General features: G+C 65.2%; 11 protein-coding genes. 7 read left to right on the plus strand and 4 right to left on the minus strand.

Annotated elements, in window-relative coordinates:
- Positions 1 to 553, plus strand: a 553-nt coding sequence (locus JZZ72_RS16615) for a GNAT family N-acetyltransferase (protein ID WP_236066284.1), incomplete at its 5' end; no start/stop codon positions are given.
- Between the two features lie 3 nt (positions 554 to 556).
- Here JZZ72_RS16615 and JZZ72_RS16620 read toward each other — a convergent pair.
- The gene (locus tag JZZ72_RS16620) at positions 557 to 1,309 is read right to left on the minus strand and encodes an outer membrane beta-barrel protein (RefSeq protein ID WP_043863947.1); all 753 of its coding nucleotides are present in this window, start codon (positions 1,307 to 1,309) and stop codon (positions 557 to 559) included.
- Positions 1,310 to 1,558: 249 nt separating this feature from the next.
- On the opposite strand from JZZ72_RS16620, the gene JZZ72_RS16625 reads away from it, so the two are divergent.
- A complete protein-coding gene (locus JZZ72_RS16625) occupies positions 1,559 to 1,858 on the plus strand; it encodes an RcnB family protein (RefSeq protein WP_043863948.1) in 300 nt (99 codons plus the stop codon).
- Here JZZ72_RS16625 and JZZ72_RS16630 read toward each other — a convergent pair.
- Complete coding sequence (locus JZZ72_RS16630) at positions 1,855 to 2,772, minus strand: LysR substrate-binding domain-containing protein (protein ID WP_054914402.1); 918 nt, start codon at positions 2,770 to 2,772, stop codon at positions 1,855 to 1,857. The genes JZZ72_RS16625 and JZZ72_RS16630 overlap by 4 nt on opposite strands.
- 99 nt (positions 2,773 to 2,871) lie before the next feature.
- On the opposite strand from JZZ72_RS16630, the gene JZZ72_RS16635 reads away from it, so the two are divergent.
- From JZZ72_RS16635 to JZZ72_RS16655, 5 genes are all read left to right on the plus strand, one after another.
- Positions 2,872 to 3,963 (plus strand): tartrate dehydrogenase, encoded by a 1,092-nt coding sequence (locus JZZ72_RS16635; RefSeq protein ID WP_043863950.1) that lies wholly within the window; start codon positions 2,872 to 2,874, stop codon positions 3,961 to 3,963.
- 194 nt (positions 3,964 to 4,157) lie between these two features.
- Positions 4,158 to 5,780 (plus strand): BCCT family transporter, encoded by a 1,623-nt coding sequence (locus tag JZZ72_RS16640; RefSeq protein ID WP_043863951.1) that lies wholly within the window; start codon positions 4,158 to 4,160, stop codon positions 5,778 to 5,780.
- A gap of 153 nt (positions 5,781 to 5,933) precedes the next feature.
- Entirely contained in the window at positions 5,934 to 7,055 is a 1,122-nt protein-coding gene (locus JZZ72_RS16645; RefSeq protein WP_043863952.1) for an aromatic ring-hydroxylating oxygenase subunit alpha, read from the plus strand.
- Between the two features lie 45 nt (positions 7,056 to 7,100).
- Positions 7,101 to 8,549, plus strand: coding sequence for an NAD-dependent succinate-semialdehyde dehydrogenase (locus JZZ72_RS16650; RefSeq protein WP_043863953.1), 1,449 nt, complete (start codon positions 7,101 to 7,103; stop codon positions 8,547 to 8,549).
- 23 nt (positions 8,550 to 8,572) lie between these two features.
- A complete protein-coding gene (locus tag JZZ72_RS16655) occupies positions 8,573 to 9,544 on the plus strand; it encodes a PDR/VanB family oxidoreductase (RefSeq protein ID WP_054914401.1) in 972 nt (323 codons plus the stop codon).
- A gap of 114 nt (positions 9,545 to 9,658) precedes the next feature.
- Here the strand turns inward: JZZ72_RS16655 and glgB are convergent, their stop codons facing one another.
- Together glgB and treS are read right to left on the minus strand one after the other, a co-directional pair.
- Complete coding sequence (glgB, locus tag JZZ72_RS16660; protein ID WP_043863955.1) at positions 9,659 to 11,872, minus strand: 1,4-alpha-glucan branching protein GlgB; 2,214 nt, start codon at positions 11,870 to 11,872, stop codon at positions 9,659 to 9,661.
- Entirely contained in the window at positions 11,873 to 15,181 is a 3,309-nt protein-coding gene (gene treS, locus JZZ72_RS16665; RefSeq protein WP_210014726.1) for a maltose alpha-D-glucosyltransferase, read from the minus strand. It lies immediately after the preceding gene.
- Positions 15,182 to 15,189 lie beyond the last annotated feature (8 nt).

The raw sequence follows: 15,189 nt of genomic DNA on the forward strand, positions 1-15,189 counted from the left end.
CCCGATGACCGCCGCCGATTTCGACCGCTTCTGGCCCACCTTCCAGGCCGTGATCGCAGCGCGGGAGACCTACGCCTACGACCCGAACCTGAGCCTGGAGCAGGCCCGGCACCTGTGGCTGGAGGTGCCGCTGCACACGCTGGTGGTCGAGGACGAGGGCCAGTTGCTGGGCGCGTACTACCTCAAGGCCAATGCCGCAGGCCCCGGCAGCCATGTGAGCAACTGCGGCTACATGGTCGCCGAGGCCGCCCGCGGGCGCGGCGTGGCGCGGCTGATGTGCGAGCACTCCCAGCGCCTGGCACGCAACGAGGGCTTCCTGGCCATGCAGTTCAACTCGGTGGTGGCCAGCAACGAGGTGGCCGTGGCGCTGTGGCACGCGCTGGGCTTCGAGACCGTCGGGCGCCTGCCCAGGGCCTACCAGCATGCCCGCCTGGGCCTGGTCGACTGCCTGGTGATGTACAAGTGGCTGGGTGAAATGACTGCGCCCGAACAGCCAAGGCTGATCGGGCGCAAGAACATCGAGGCGGTGGTGTCGCGCAAGCGCGGGCGCTAGCCCTTAGAACGCAAGGCCGACCTTGATGCCGAACTCGTCACGCTTGAGCTTGATGTTGTCGGCCACTTCCGAGTCTTCGTCCAGCTTGTACTCGGTGCGGGTGTAGTACAGGCCGGCCATCACCGGCATCGAGCCCTTCTGGTTCATCAGCAGGCTGACTTCGGCATAGGGGTTGGTACGGTCCTTGAGGTCGACGGTGTCGTTGCCCACGTCTTCGACATGCAGCTTGGCCTTGCTGTCCAGCGAACGGCGTGCACCGGCTTCCAGGCGCAGGGTCATGTCGTCGAACTGGTGGTTGTAGCCCAGCGCGGCCTTGGCGAAGGGGGTGCGACCGGTCAGCTTCATGTCGTAGCCGTTGGATTCCAGCTCGTAGCGCGACCAGTTGTAGCCGCCGCCCACGATCAGGTCGACCGAGTTGCGCGCATCGATCGCGGCGCGCCAGCCCAGGTCCACGTCGGCCTGGCCTTCCTTGAGCTTGGTGTCGTTGTGGTCGCCGTACTTGAGGTCGACACCGGCCTGGTAGATGAAGCCGGATTCAGCGGTGAGCTTGTTGCCGAAGTTGAAGAACAGGCCGCCTTCACCCATGCGGTCGGTATCGGACTCGCTGCCGCCTTCGAGCTTGAACTTGTTGTAGGCGCCGAGAACACCAAAGGTTGCAATCGGGTCGGTGGGGGCTGCGGCCAGCGCACTCAGGGGGGCGGCCAGTACCGCCAGGGCCGAGGTCTTGAGCAGCAGGTTGCCGAATCGCTTGGACATCACTTTCAGTCTCCATTTATGTGAAAGGCACTCGGGGTCGAATGCGACCTTTCGAACCCCGGGCGTTTCAAAAAGTTCAGACGAAGGCTCTGGGGTGCGGGTTGTGTCACAGAAACCGTGTCAGGCGTTCACAAAACCCTGTGGGAGCTGGCATTGCCAGCGAAGGCAACGCCGCAGATATACAGCCGATTGAATGTTTTCAGCACCGCGCAGTCCCACCCTTCAAGCCCCAGCCATCAGGAGTACCGCATGACTGCACGCAAACTGTTCACCACCCTTGCCCTGCTCGGCAGTGTCGCCCTGGTCCAGCTCCCGGCCCAGGCCGCCGAGCCCAGCGTGGTCGCGCCCGAGTCCCCGACCCGCGAGCTGAAGGTGCACGACAAGGCCCCCGACCTCTACAAGCGCGACGACATGGCCCTGCGCGGCTGGAAGGAAAAGGGCCTGAGCCAGCCCGACGAAGACAGCCAGTGGGTCAAGATCCAGGACAACTACGTGCTGATCGAAATCACCAACGGCACCATCAAGAAGATCGTGCCCGCCAAGGGCTAGCCCAGCACCGGCAGGCTGTAGCGCTCGGCGAAGTACTGGCGCAGGAACTCGACCGCCACGCGTACTTTCGCCGAGCTGGCCAGGGGCGAGGTGTATACCGCCCAGATGTCCGCCGCCTGGTGATAGTCCTCCAGCACCGGCACCAGCCGGCCATCGGCCAGGCTGTCGTGCACATCCCAGTACGAACGCAGCAGTATCCCCCGCCCGTCCAGGCACCATTGGTGCGCCACCTCGCCGTGGTTGGTCGACAGCCCGCCGGTCACCCGCACGCTCTGCTCGCCCTGCGGCCCCTGTAGTTGCCAGACGCCGAACGGGTGGTCACGCTCCTTGATCACCAAACAGTCATGGCTGCTCAACTCGGCCAGTTGGCGCGGCGTGCCGCGCCGTTGCAGGTAGCCCGGTGCGGCGCACAGCACGCGCCGGTTGTGGGCCAGCGGCTTGGCAATCAGGTGCGGGGCAATCACGTTGCCCACGCGGATATCCAGGTCTACCCCCTCCTCGATCAGGTCCACCAGGCGGTCGTGCACGTCCAGGCGAATATCCAGCTGCGGGTAGCGCTCGGCCAGCTCCGACAGCGCCGGCGCCACGAAGCGCCGGCCCAGGCCCAGACTGCTTGCGATACGCAACTGGCCCACCGGCACGCGGTGCTGGGTGCTGATGTCGTCGCCCATGCGCTGCACCGTCTCGAAGATCTGCAAGGCCCACTGGTAGACCCGCTCGCCCTCCTCGCTCAGCGACACCCGCCGCGTGGTGCGGTGCAGCAGGCGCACGCCCATCTGCTGCTCGAGCAGGCGCACACGCTTGCTGATGAACGCGGCCGACATGCCCAGTTGCTCGGCCACCGCGGCAAAGCTGGCGCGCTTGGCCACCTGGACAAAAATGTTGAGGTCTTCGAGGTTGGGCAGACTATTCACGATATGTGCACAAAGAATTCATGTTGGGCGAGATTATCTCTGACCCAATGGCTTATAGCATGCGCTCACCTGTTCCCAAACAACAACGAGTGAGCCGCCATGACCAAGACCTTCAAGATTGCCGCCATTCCCGGCGACGGTATCGGAAACGAAGTGCTGCCCGAGGGCATCCGCGTGGTCGAAGCCGCCGCGCGCAAGCACGGCCTGGACATCCAGTTCGAATTCTTCGAGTGGGCCAGCTGCGACTATTACCTGGCCCACGGCAAGATGATGCCCGATGACTGGTTCGAGCAGCTCAAGGGCTTCGATGCGCTGTACTTCGGTGCGGTCGGCTGGCCCGACAAGGTGCCGGACCACATCTCGCTGTGGGGCTCGCTGCTCAAGTTCCGCCGCGACTTCGACCAGTACGTGAACATCCGTCCGGTGCGCCTGTTCCCCGGCGTACCCTGCCCGCTGGCCGGTCGCGAGCCGGGCGACATCGACTTCGTGGTGATCCGCGAGAACACCGAGGGCGAGTACTCCTCGCTGGGCGGTCGCATGTTCGAAGGCACCGAAAACGAGTTCGTGCTGCAGGAGTCGGTGTTCACCCGCCGCGGCGTCGACCGCATTCTCAAGTATGCCTTCGACGTGGCGCAGACCCGTGAGCGCAAGCACGTGACCTCGGCCACCAAGTCCAACGGCATGGCCGTGAGCATGCCGTACTGGGACGAGCGCACCGCCGCGATGGCTGCCAACTACCCCGAGATCAGCTGGGACAAGCAGCACATCGACATCCTCTGCGCACGCTTCGTGCTGCAGCCGGACCGCTTCGACGTGGTGGTGGCTTCCAACCTGTTCGGCGACATCCTCTCCGACCTGGGCCCGGCCTGCGCCGGCACCATCGGCATCGCACCGTCGGCCAACCTCAACCCCGAGCGCAGGTTCCCGTCGCTGTTCGAACCGGTCCACGGCTCGGCGCCGGACATCTTCGGCCAGAACATCGCCAACCCGATCGCGATGATCTGGTCCGGGGCGCTGATGCTGGAGTTCCTCGGCAATGACGGCGCCGACCCGCGCTACCGCGCCGCCCACGACGACATCCTCGGCGCCATCGAGCGCGTGATCGCCGCCGGCGACACCACCCGCGACATGGGCGGGCAGAAGTCCACCCAACAGGTCGGCCAGGCCATCACCGCGCTGATCGAAGGGTGAAACAACGGGCCGGTTGTCTGAATTGCCAGACAATCCGGCCCGTCACCTCTTGCGAGCCCACAAGATTCTAGGCAGAATCTGTTAACCAAAAGATAGTAGTTAACTTACAGTTAACAGAAGGAGGACGCTTTACCGCATTACCCCCGGATTGCCTGCCGGGTACAGATAAGAACGCCAACGTCCAGGAGACGATGATGTCGCACAAGAATAAAAAACAGATAGATGTGTTCCTGATTACCGTGAGCCTGATTGCCGTGCTGCTCACCGTGATCGGCCTCGCCGTGTTTCCCTCCCAGGCCGAACAGGCCGCCAACCAGTTGTTCGAGATTGCCACCCGTACCTTCGGCACCAGTGTCCAGGTGCTGGTATTCGGCAGTTCGCTGGCCGTGCTGTATCTGGCGTTCAGCAAGTACGGCAACATCCGCTTCGGCAGCGGCAAGCCCGAGTACTCCACCCCCACCTGGGTGTTCATGTTCATCTGTGCCGGCATGGGGTCCTCGACCCTGTACTGGGGCGTGATGGAATGGGCCTACTACTACCAGACCCCTGGTCTGAACATTGCCGCGCAATCGAGCCAGGCGCTGGAATACAGCGTCAGCTACTCGTTCTTCCACTGGGGCATCAGCGCCTGGTCGATCTATGCCCTGGCCTCGCTGGCCATGGCCTATCACTTCCACGTGCGCAAGAAGAGCGGCCTGAACCTGGCCTCGATCGTCGAGGCGGTGACCGGCTTCAAGGCCACCGGCCCGATCGGTCGCACCGTGGACCTGATCTTCCTGCTGACCATGATGGGCGCGCTGACCGTGTCGCTGGCGCTCACCGCCTCGACCCTGACCCGCGGCCTGCATGACCTGGCCGGTACCCCCGACACCTTCACAGTGCAACTGATGGTGATCGGTGCAGTGGCCATCCTGTTCTCGCTCAGTTCCTACATCGGCATCGATGGCGGCCTGCAGCGCCTGAGCAAGATGGTGTGCATCGGCGCGCTGGTGTTCGCCGGCGTGGTGCTGCTGGTGGGCCCGACCCAGTTCACCATCAACAACACCGCCAACTCCATCGGCCTGATGGTGCAGAACTATGTGCGCATGAGCCTGTTCACCGACCCGGCCGGCGACGGCGCGTTCACCCGCAACTGGACGGTGTTCTACTGGCTGTGGTGGGTGTCCTATGCCCCGGGCGTGGCCATGTTCGTGACCCGTGTGTCCCGTGGGCGCCAGCTCAAGGAAGTGGTGTTCGCCCTGCTCGCCGGTGGCAGCGTGGGCTGCTGGTTCTTCTTTGGCGCGCTGGAAAGCTACAGCATGCACCAGTTCATCAACGGCGCCATCGACGTACCGAAGATCCTCAGCGAGCAAGGCGGCGAATCGGCGGTCAGTGCCCTGCTGACAGCACTGCCGATGGGCAAGGTGTTCCTGGGCGTGTACCTGTTCATCATGGCGGTGTTCTGCGCCTCGCACATGGACGCTGCCGCCTATGCCGTGGCGGCCACCAGTACCCGCAACCTGCGCGAAGGCGACGACCCCACCCCCACCCACCGTCTGTTCTGGTGCGTGGTGCTGACCCTGGTACCGCTGGCCATGCTGTTCGCCAAGGCCTCGCTGTCGACCATGAAGACCGCCGTGGTGCTGACCGCGATCCCGTTCATGGTGATTCTGCTGATCAAGATCTACGGCTTCTTCAAGTGGATGCTGCAGGACTACGGCCACGTGCCGGCCCACCGCATCGAGGAAGAGGCCGCGCGCCTGGCCGGCGAGCAGCCCGAACAGCCTGAACCCGTTGAACAACCCGCAGCGGCCCCGGTAACCGCGACGGCCCGCTGAGTCGCTGACCCCGACCCACCTGCACGGATGCAGGCCTGACGGTCCTTTTTTTTGCCTGTTCTGTTAACCAATAGATACACGTAAACCAATAAGTAAAAGCCAATTGAACAACGGTGCGCCGGCCTGGCTGGACGCCCCCGTGAGGAGATAGCAATGAACGACTTCAAACGCCTGCCCGCCGATTTCTGCGCCAGCGCAGACGAGGCCTTCACCATTCCGGCCAAGTTCTACACCCAGCCTGCGGTGTTCGAGCACGAGAAAGAGAACATCTTCGCGCGCAGCTGGATCTGTGTGGGTCATCGCAGCGAAGTGGCCGAGAACAACGCCTACATCACCCGCGAGATCATCGGCGAGAGCATCATCGTGGTGCGTGGTCGCGACAGCGTGCTGCGCGCCTTCTACAACGTGTGCCCGCACCGTGGCCACCAGTTGCTCAGCGGCAGCGGCAAGGCCAAGAACGTGATCACCTGCCCGTACCACGCCTGGACCTTCAAGCTCGACGGCGAACTGGCCCACGCACGCAACTGCGAGAACGTGGTCAACTTCGACAAGCAGAACTCCACCCTGGTGCAGCTGCGCGTGGAAGAGTACGCAGGCTTCATCTTCATCAACATGGACATGGACGCCGGCAGCGTCGAAGACCAGCTGCCCGGCCTGCAGGCACGCATGCGCCAGGCCTGCGCGGTGATCGACGACCTGCACCTGGCAGCACGTTTCGTCAGCGATACCCCGGCCAACTGGAAGTCCATCGTCGACAACTACCTGGAGTGCTACCACTGCGCCCCGGCGCACCCGGGCTTCTCCGACTCGGTGGACGTCGGCCAGTACAGCCACACCACCTACGGCAACTGGACCCTGCAATATGGCCTGGCCAAGCCGTCGGAGCAGTCGTTCAAGTTCGACGAAAGCGTCAAGGACCCCTCCTTCGCCGGCTTCTGGGCATGGCCGTGCACCATGTTCAACGTGCCGCCAGGCGCGAACTTCATGACCGTGATCTACGAGTTCCCGGTCGACGCCGAAACCACCCTGCAGCACTACGACGTGTACTTCCTGAACAAGGACATCACCGAAGAGCAGCAGAAACTCATCGACTGGTACCGCGAGGTGTTCCGCCCCGAGGACCTGCGCCTGGTCGAGAGCGTGCAGAAGGGCCTCAAGTCCCGCGGCTACCGTGGCCAGGGCCGGATCATGGCCGACCGTGAGCGCAGCGGCATGAGCGAGCACGGCATCGCCCACTTCCACAACCTGATCGCCGTCGCCCACCTCAACGACTGACAACGCCCGCCCCCGGTACGCCGGGGGCGGCATGGAGTGCCTTGCGTGAAACTCAACGATCCCACACTGCTGCGCCAACAGGCGTACATCAACGGCCACTGGTGCGATGCCGACGACGGTCGTCAGGTCGAGGTCTGCGACCCGGCCAACGGCGAACGCCTGGGCAGCGTGCCGCTGATGGGCGGCGCCGAGACGGTACGCGCCATCGAAGCCGCCGAGGCCGCGCTGCAAGGCTGGCGCGAGCGCACCGCCAAGGACCGCGCGCAGGTGCTGCGCCGCTGGTTCGAACTGCTGCTGCAACACGAAGACGACCTGGCCCGGCTGATGACCTTCGAGCAGGGCAAGCCACTGCACGAGGCACTGGGCGAGATCCGCTACGCGGCCTCGTTCATCGAATGGTTTGCCGAGGAAGGCAAGCGCGTCTACGGCGATGTCATCCCCAGCCCTTCCAACGACAAGCGCCTGCTGGTGATCAAGCAGGGCATCGGCGTGTGCACCGCCATCACCCCGTGGAACTTCCCGGCGGCGATGATCACGCGCAAGGTGGCCCCGGCCCTGGCCGCCGGCTGCACCATCGTGGTCAAGCCGGCCAACGAAACCCCCTTCTGCGCCCTGGCGCTGGTGGAGCTGGCCGAACGTGCAGGCATCCCTGCCGGGGTGTTCAGCGTGGTCACCGGTGATGCGGTGGCCATTGGAGCCCAGTTCACCGGGCACCCGGCCGTGCGCAAGCTGAGCTTTACCGGCTCCACCCCGATCGGCCGGCTGCTGATGGGCCAGTGTGCCCAGAGCATCAAGAAGGTGTCGCTGGAACTGGGCGGCAACGCGCCGTTCATCGTGTTCGACGATGCCGACATCGACGCCGCCGTCGAAGGCGCGCTGGCAGCCAAGTACCGCAACGCCGGCCAGACCTGCGTATGCGTCAACCGTTTCTACGTGCATGACAGCGTGTATGCGCAGTTCACCGAACGCTTCGTGGAGCGCGTGCGCGCCCTGGGCGTGGGCCACGGCACCAGCGCCGCGAGCCAGGTCGGCCCGCTGATCAGCGACAAGGCCGTGGCCAAGGTGCGCAGCCTGATCGACGACGCCGTGGCCAAGGGCGCCGACCTGCTGCTGGGCGGCGAAGCCCATGCGCTGGGTGGCAACTTCTTCGCACCCACGGTGCTGGCCAACATTGCACCGGGCACCCAGCTGCTGCAGGACGAGATCTTCGGCCCGGTGGCGGCCATCGTGCGCTTTCGCAGCGACGAAGAGGTGATTGCCCAGGCCAACGACACCCTGTACGGCCTGGCGGCGTACTTCTACAGCCGCGACATCGCCCGGGTGTTCAAGGTGGCCGAGGCACTGGAGTACGGCATGGTCGGTATCAATACCGGGCTGATCTCCAATGAAGTGGCGCCGTTTGGCGGCGTCAAGCAGTCGGGCCTGGGCCGCGAAGGCTCGCGCTACGGCATCGAAGACTATCTGCAAATCAAGTACCTGTGCCTGGCCGTGTGAGCCAGTGGCAGTCGAGGTGAATCATGGCCAACAAATACGAGATGTTCAGTGTGCAGGTAACCGCCGTCGAGCAGGCGACGCCGCTGATCAAGCGCTTCACCCTGGCCCGTGAGGACGGCGCGCCGATGCCGGCATTTACCGGTGGCAGCCACGTGATCGTGCAGATGCAGGGCGCCGACGGGCGCCAGTTCAGCAACGCCTACTCGCTGATGAGCGACCCGCGCGACACCCGCAGCTACCAGATCGGCGTGCGCCTTGAAGAGCAGTCCAAGGGTGGCTCGGCGTTCATGCACCAGCAGGTCGAGGTGGGCAGCGTGCTGACCATCTCCAGCCCCAACAACCTGTTCGCACTGGACCCGAGCGCGGGCCGGCACGTACTGATCGCCGGCGGCATCGGCATCACGCCGTTTCTGGCGCAGTTGCATGAACTGGAGGCCGGCAGCACCGCCTACGAGCTGCACTATGCCTTTCGCAGCCCCGAGCATGGCGCGTTCCAGGCCGAACTGAGCAGCGGGCCGCATGCGGCCAACACGCAGTTCTACATCGACAGCCTGGAGCGCAAGCTGGACCTGGCCGCGCTGTTTGCGGGCCTGGATGACGCGGCGCATGTGTATGTGTGCGGGCCCAAGCCGCTGATCGATGCGGTGATCGCCACCGCAGCGTCGCTGGGCATTGCCGAGCAGCGCGTGCACTGGGAGCAGTTTGCCGCGGCGCCGGTGACCGGTGCGGCGTTTACCGTGGTGCTGGCGCGCTCGGGGCAGGAGTTGCAGGTGGAGGAAGGCATGACCATCTTGCAGGCCATCGAGAAATCCAAGGCGGCCAAGGTGGAATGCCTGTGCCGCGAGGGTGTGTGCGGCACCTGCGAGACCATGATTCTGGAGGGTGAGGCCGAGCATTTCGACCAGTACCTGAGCGATGAAGAGAAGGCTTCGCAGCAGAGCATGATGCTGTGCGTGTCGCGGGCGCGCACGGCCCGGCTGGTGCTGGACCTGTAGATCGAATCGCGGGTCAAGCCCGCTCCCACAGGTGCAGTTCAGTTCCTGAAAACACTGCAATCCCTGTGGGAGCGGGCTTGACCCGCGAATGGCCTGCGCAGCAGGCCCAAGGTCTCAAGCCGGGCGCAGCACCAGCACCGCCAGTGGCGGCAGGTTCACCGCCAGCGACAGCGGCTGCCCATGGCTGGGCAACGCCTCGCTGTTCACCGCCCCGAGGTTGCCGTAGTTGGACCCGGCATACACCTGGGCATCGCTGTTGAGCACCTCCACCCACTGTTCGCCAAACGGCACCCCGATGCGATAACCCTCCCTCGGCACCGGCGTGAAGTTGGCCACCACCAGCAACGGCTCGCCCTCGGCGCTCCAGCGCAGCCACGCATACACGCTGTTGCGCGCATCGTCGCCGATCAGCCACTGGAACCCTTGCGGCACGCAGTCCTGCTGATGCAGCGCCTTCTCGTCGCGGTACAGCCGGTTCAGGTCGGCCACCAGCGACTGCACACCCTTGTGCTCGGGGTACTGCAACAGGTACCAGTCCAGTTCCGCATCATGGTTCCACTCGCGCCACTGGCCGAATTCGCAGCCCATGAACAGCAGCTTCTTGCCCGGATGGCACCACATGAAGGCCAGGTACGCGCGCAGGTTGGCGAACTTCTGCCAGCGGTCGCCCGGCATCTTGTCGATCAGCGAGTGCTTGCCGTGCACCACCTCGTCATGGGAAATCGGCAGGATGAAATGCTCGGAATACGCGTAGATCAGGCCGAAGCTCATCTCGTTGTGATGATGCGCACGGTGGATCGGGTCGTTCTGGATGTAATGCAGGGTGTCGTGCATCCAGCCCATGTTCCACTTGTAGTTGAAACCCAGGCCGCCCTGCTGGGTCGGCTGGCTGACACCCGGCCAGGCGGTGGATTCCTCGGCGATCACCAGCGCCCCCGGCGCCTCCTGGGCCACCACGTCGTTGAGGTGGCGCAGAAAATCGATGGCCTCCAGGTTCTCGCGCCCGCCGTGGCGGTTGGGCACCCATTCGCCGGCCTTGCGCGAGTAGTCGCGGTACAGCATCGAGGCCACCGCATCCACCCGCAGCCCGTCGATATGAAAATGCTTGAGCCAGTGCAATGCCGAAGCCAGCATGAAGCCGTGCACCTCGTTGCGCCCCAGGTTGTAGATCAGCGTGTCCCAGTCCTGGTGGAAGCCCTCCAGCGGGTTGGCGTACTCATACAGTGCGGTGCCGTCGAACTGCGCCAGCCCATGTTCGTCGGTAGGAAAATGCGCCGGCACCCAGTCGAGGATCACGCCGATGTGGGCCTGGTGGCAGGCGTCGATGAACGCGGCGAAATCCTCGGCCGTGCCATAGCGCGCGGTGGGCGCGAACATCGACAACGGCTGGTAGCCCCACGAGCCGCCAAACGGATGCTCCATGATCGGCATCAGCTCGATATGGGTAAAGCCCAGTTCCTGGATGTAGGGCACCAGCCGCTCGGCCAGTTCGCGCCAGTTGTAGTAGCGGGCCACTTCACCGCTTTCATCCAGCTCGCATTGCCAGGAACCGGCGTGCAGTTCGTAGATCGACAGCGGCGCGTTGGTGGCCTGGTGCGCCGCACGCACGCGCATCCAGCCCTGGTCCTGCCACACATGGCCCAGCGCGGCGGCCACCTTCGAGGCGGTGCTGGGCGGCAGCTCGGTGGCCAGTGCCAGCGGGTCGGCCTTGAGCGGCAGGATGCCGTCGGGCCCGAGCAGTTCGTACTTGTACGTCTCGCCGGCCTGCAGGCGCGGGATGAACAGCTCCCACACACCGCTGGGCACGCGCTTGCGCATCGGGTGGCGGCGCCCGTCCCAGTTGTTGAAGTGACCGACCACCGACACCCGCCGCGCATTCGGCGCCCACACCGCAAAGCGCACCCCGTCGATGCCGTCCACCTGTGCGGGCTGCGCGCCGAACACCTTGGCCAGGTCGCGATGATTGCCCTCGGCGAACAGGTACAGGTCCATCTCGCCCAGCAGCAGCTGGGTAAAGCTGTAGGGGTCTTCGGTGACCTGCTCGCCCCCTGCCCAGTTGATGTGCAGGTCGTACGCCTGCGGTTGCTGCAACCGCCCGCTGAACAGCCCGGGCACACTGCCCTGCTCCAGCTCCAGCAGCACCTGCCCGCTGTCGCGGGCCAGCGCCCGGGCACTCAGGGCATCGGGCAGGTAGGCGCGTATCCACTGCCCGCCCGCGCCATCCGGGTGCGGCCCGAGCACCGCGAACGGGTCGCCGTGCCTGGCATTGACCAGGTCATCGATATCCCTTGTGCCCAGCCCAGCCTGTTCCCGCTTGTGCGCGCTCATTCATTCTCCCCACGTACTGACAAGCCCATGGAGGCCATGCAAGGGCACGGCCAACCAGCTCGGGCGATTCTCGGCTTCATACATAATTTCGTAGGCAGCCTTTTCCAGGCTGAACAGGTCCAGCGCCGCGCGTGCCCCGCCGGGCTGTTCCCAGGCGTGCGGCAGGTCGGCGGTGGCCAGATCGTAGGCCTGAACAAAGGCATGCCGGGCCTGGTGCAGGTAGCGCCGCGCCACGCGCTGACGGGCCTGGCGGGCCGGCGGCGAGACGTCCACCCCCGACGCGCTGCGCAACACCATCGCAGCAGCATAGTCGAACGAACGCAGCACGCCGCTGACGTCCTTGTACGGGCTATGCTTGCCGCGTCGCTCCTCCAGCGGGCGCGCCGGCTCGCCTTCGAAGTCGATCAGATAGGCATCGCCCTGCACCACCAGCACCTGGCCCAGGTGCTGGTCGCCGTGTACCCGTATCAGCACGCCACCGACCGCCTGCATGGCCAGTTCGCTGACCTGTTCGAGCAGGCCCTTGCGCTGCTTGCCCAGGTCGTCGACCAGCGCCTGGCTGTCGGCATCCAGCTCATCGCGGTGCTGCTCCAGCAGGTCGAACGCCTGGTTGAGCTGGGCACTGACCTGCTTGCCCCAGGCCTTGCCATCGCGCGCGCTACTCACCCGCGGCTTGAACGCCGGGTCCTGGGTGGGCGCGGCCAGCACCTGGTGCATCTGGCCCAGGCGCTGGCCCAACTGCGCGGCAAAGGCCTGCAGCTCCTGCAAGGCATCGGCATGGGCCTGCGGGGCCTGGGTGCCGGGTTCCATTTCGTCGCGAATCGCGCGTTCCAGGGTGTTCTGGGTCCAGTCCCAGGCGTCGCCCTGGTTGCTCAGGTAGCCCTGGGCGATCATCAGCAGGTGCGGCTGCCCGGTGGCGTCCACCCGGCTCAGCCAGCCCAGCAGCGGTGATATGTTCGGGTAGCCGGCGGCAGTGAGGTAGGCGCTCATCTCGAGCTCGGGGTGGATGCCGCCATTGACCCGGCGGATCAGCTTGAGCACCAGGCTGCCCCCTACCACCACCGAGCTGTTGGACTGCTCGGCCGACAGGTAGCGCACCGCCGGCTCGTCGCCCAGCTCCAGGGCGGCCAGCTGCTCGGTGGCCTGGAACTGCAACTCGCCGTCGCTGCAGCTCAGGCGCGTGCCATCGGCAAAGCCGGCCAGCACCGCGCGAATGAAGCTTTCGAGCACGAAACCATCGGTGATCAGGCCCACCTGGCGCCCCCGGCGTACCCGTGACAGGGCCAGTTGCTGGGGCAATGCGCTGGTCAGCTGGTCTTCGCCGATCAGGCCGAACGGCAACTGATAGCGGCTGGTCTGCCCGCCGCTGTCGACCTCGATTTCACTGAGCAGCACGGGGCTGGTGGCCGCACCGAAGCGCACGCCATAGGCGATGCGCACCTTTTCCAGCGCGGCGCCCTTGCCCGCGAACCAGCGGCGCTTGGGCAGGTACTGCGGCAGGATGGCGTCTTGCAGGGTGTCGCGCGACGGCGATTCGAGCAGCTCTTCCATGCGTTTCTTGAGCACCACGGTGGTGAACTCCGGTAGCGGCTGCGCGGGCTGCACATGCCAGCTGGGCATCTGGTCCCTGGGCGCGAGCAGGAACCAGTAGAAGCCATAGGGCGGCAAGGTCAGCAGAAACGGCAGTTGCCCGATCGGCGGGAACGCGCTGCCGCCGAGCATCTCCACCGGCACCTGGTCGACATAGGCCGAGAGGTCCAGCTCTGCCGCCTGGGCGGCGCGGGACACGTTGGCCACGCACAGAATGGTTTCGCCCTTGCCGTCGCTGCCGGTGAATTCGCGGACATACGCCAGGATGCGGCGGTTGCTGGGCGAGAGCATGGTCAGGCTGCCGCGGCCAAAGGCCTTTTGCTGCTTGCGCACCGCCAGCAGGCGACGGTTGAAGTTGAGCAGCGAATGCGGGTCGCTGGCCTGGGCCTCGACGTTCACCGACTGGTAGCCGTACAGCGGGTCCATGATCGGCGGCAGCACCAGGCGTGCCGGGTCGGCGCGGGAGAAGCCGCCGTTGCGGTCGATGGACCATTGCATCGGCGTGCGCACGCCGTCGCGGTCGCCCAGGTAGATGTTGTCGCCCATGCCGATCTCGTCACCGTAATACAGGGTCGGGGTGCCCGGCATCGACAGCAGCAGGCTGGTCAGCAGCTCGACCCGGCGCCGGTCGCGTTGCAGCAACGGTGCCAGGCGCCGGCGGATGCCCAGGTTGATGCGCGCGCGACGATCCTGGGCGTAGTAGTTCCACAGGTAGTCGCGCTCGCGGTCGGTGACCATCTCCAGGGTCAGCTCGTCGTGGTTGCGCAGGAAGATCGCCCATTGGCAGTTGGCCGGGATCTCCGGGGTCTGGCGCAGGATGTCGGTGACCGGAAAGCGGTCTTCCTGGGCCAGCGCCATGTACATGCGCGGCATCAGCGGAAAGTGAAAGGCCATGTGGCATTCGTCGCCCTGCCCTTCGCCGAAGTACAGCTGGGTGTCCTCGGGCCACTGGTTGGCCTCGGCCAGCAGCATGCGGTCGGGGTAGTTGGCGTCGATTTCGGCGCGGATCTTCTTCAGCACCTGGTGGGTTTCGGGCAGGTTCTCGTTGTTGGTGCCATCGCGCTCGATCAGGTACGGGATGGCATCCAGGCGCAAGCCGTCCACGCCCAGGTCGAGCCAGTAGCGCATCACCCCGATCACCGCCTTGAGCACCTGCGGGTTGTCGAAGTTGAGGTCGGGCTGGTGCGAGTAGAAGCGGTGCCAGAAGTACTGGCCGGCAACCGGGTCCCAGGTCCAGTTGGAGTGCTCGGTGTCGAGGAAGATGATGCGCGTGCCGTCGTACCTGGTATCGGTGTCGGACCACACATAAAAGTCCCGCGCCCTGGAGCCGGGCTTGGCGCGCCGGGCCTTCTGGAACCACGGGTGCTGATCGGAGGTGTGGTTGATGACAAGCTCGGTGATCACCCGCAGGTTGCGCTTGTGCGCCTCGGCGATGAAACGGCGCACGTCTGCCAGAGTGCCGTAGTCGCTGTGCACGGCCTTGTAGGCGGCGATGTCGTAGCCGTCGTCGCGCCGTGGCGAGGGGTAGAACGGCAGCAGCCACAGGGTGTTGACCCCAAGCTCGGCGATGTAGTCGAGCTTGGCGATCAGGCCGGGAAAATCACCGATGCCGTCGCCGTTGGAGTCGAAGAACGACTTGACGTGCACCTGGTAGATGATCGCGTCCTTGTACCACAGCGGGTCGTTGATGAACGTGGCTGGGCGGGCTTTCTTCGCCATGTACGACT

The sequence above is a fragment of the Pseudomonas palmensis genome, from assembly GCF_017848315.1.
In the GTDB taxonomy this organism is placed as follows: Bacteria; Pseudomonadota; Gammaproteobacteria; order Pseudomonadales; family Pseudomonadaceae; genus Aquipseudomonas; species Aquipseudomonas palmensis.

Excerpts from the sequence above, each read along its gene's own strand:
- JZZ72_RS16655 (WP_054914401.1), top strand. The coding sequence starts at position 8,573 with ATGGCCAACAAATACGAGATGTTCAGTGTGCAGGTAACCGCCGTCGAG.
- JZZ72_RS16645 (WP_043863952.1), top strand. The coding sequence starts at position 5,934 with ATGAACGACTTCAAACGCCTGCCCGCCGATTTCTGCGCCAGCGCAGAC.
- JZZ72_RS16635 (WP_043863950.1), top strand. The coding sequence starts at position 2,872 with ATGACCAAGACCTTCAAGATTGCCGCCATTCCCGGCGACGGTATCGGA.
- glgB (WP_043863955.1), bottom strand. The coding sequence starts at position 11,872 with ATGAGCGCGCACAAGCGGGAACAGGCTGGGCTGGGCACAAGGGATATC.
- JZZ72_RS16640 (WP_043863951.1), top strand. The coding sequence starts at position 4,158 with ATGTCGCACAAGAATAAAAAACAGATAGATGTGTTCCTGATTACCGTG.
- JZZ72_RS16620 (WP_043863947.1), bottom strand. The coding sequence starts at position 1,309 with ATGTCCAAGCGATTCGGCAACCTGCTGCTCAAGACCTCGGCCCTGGCG.
- treS (WP_210014726.1), bottom strand. The coding sequence starts at position 15,181 with ATGGCGAAGAAAGCCCGCCCAGCCACGTTCATCAACGACCCGCTGTGG.
- JZZ72_RS16625 (WP_043863948.1), top strand. The coding sequence starts at position 1,559 with ATGACTGCACGCAAACTGTTCACCACCCTTGCCCTGCTCGGCAGTGTC.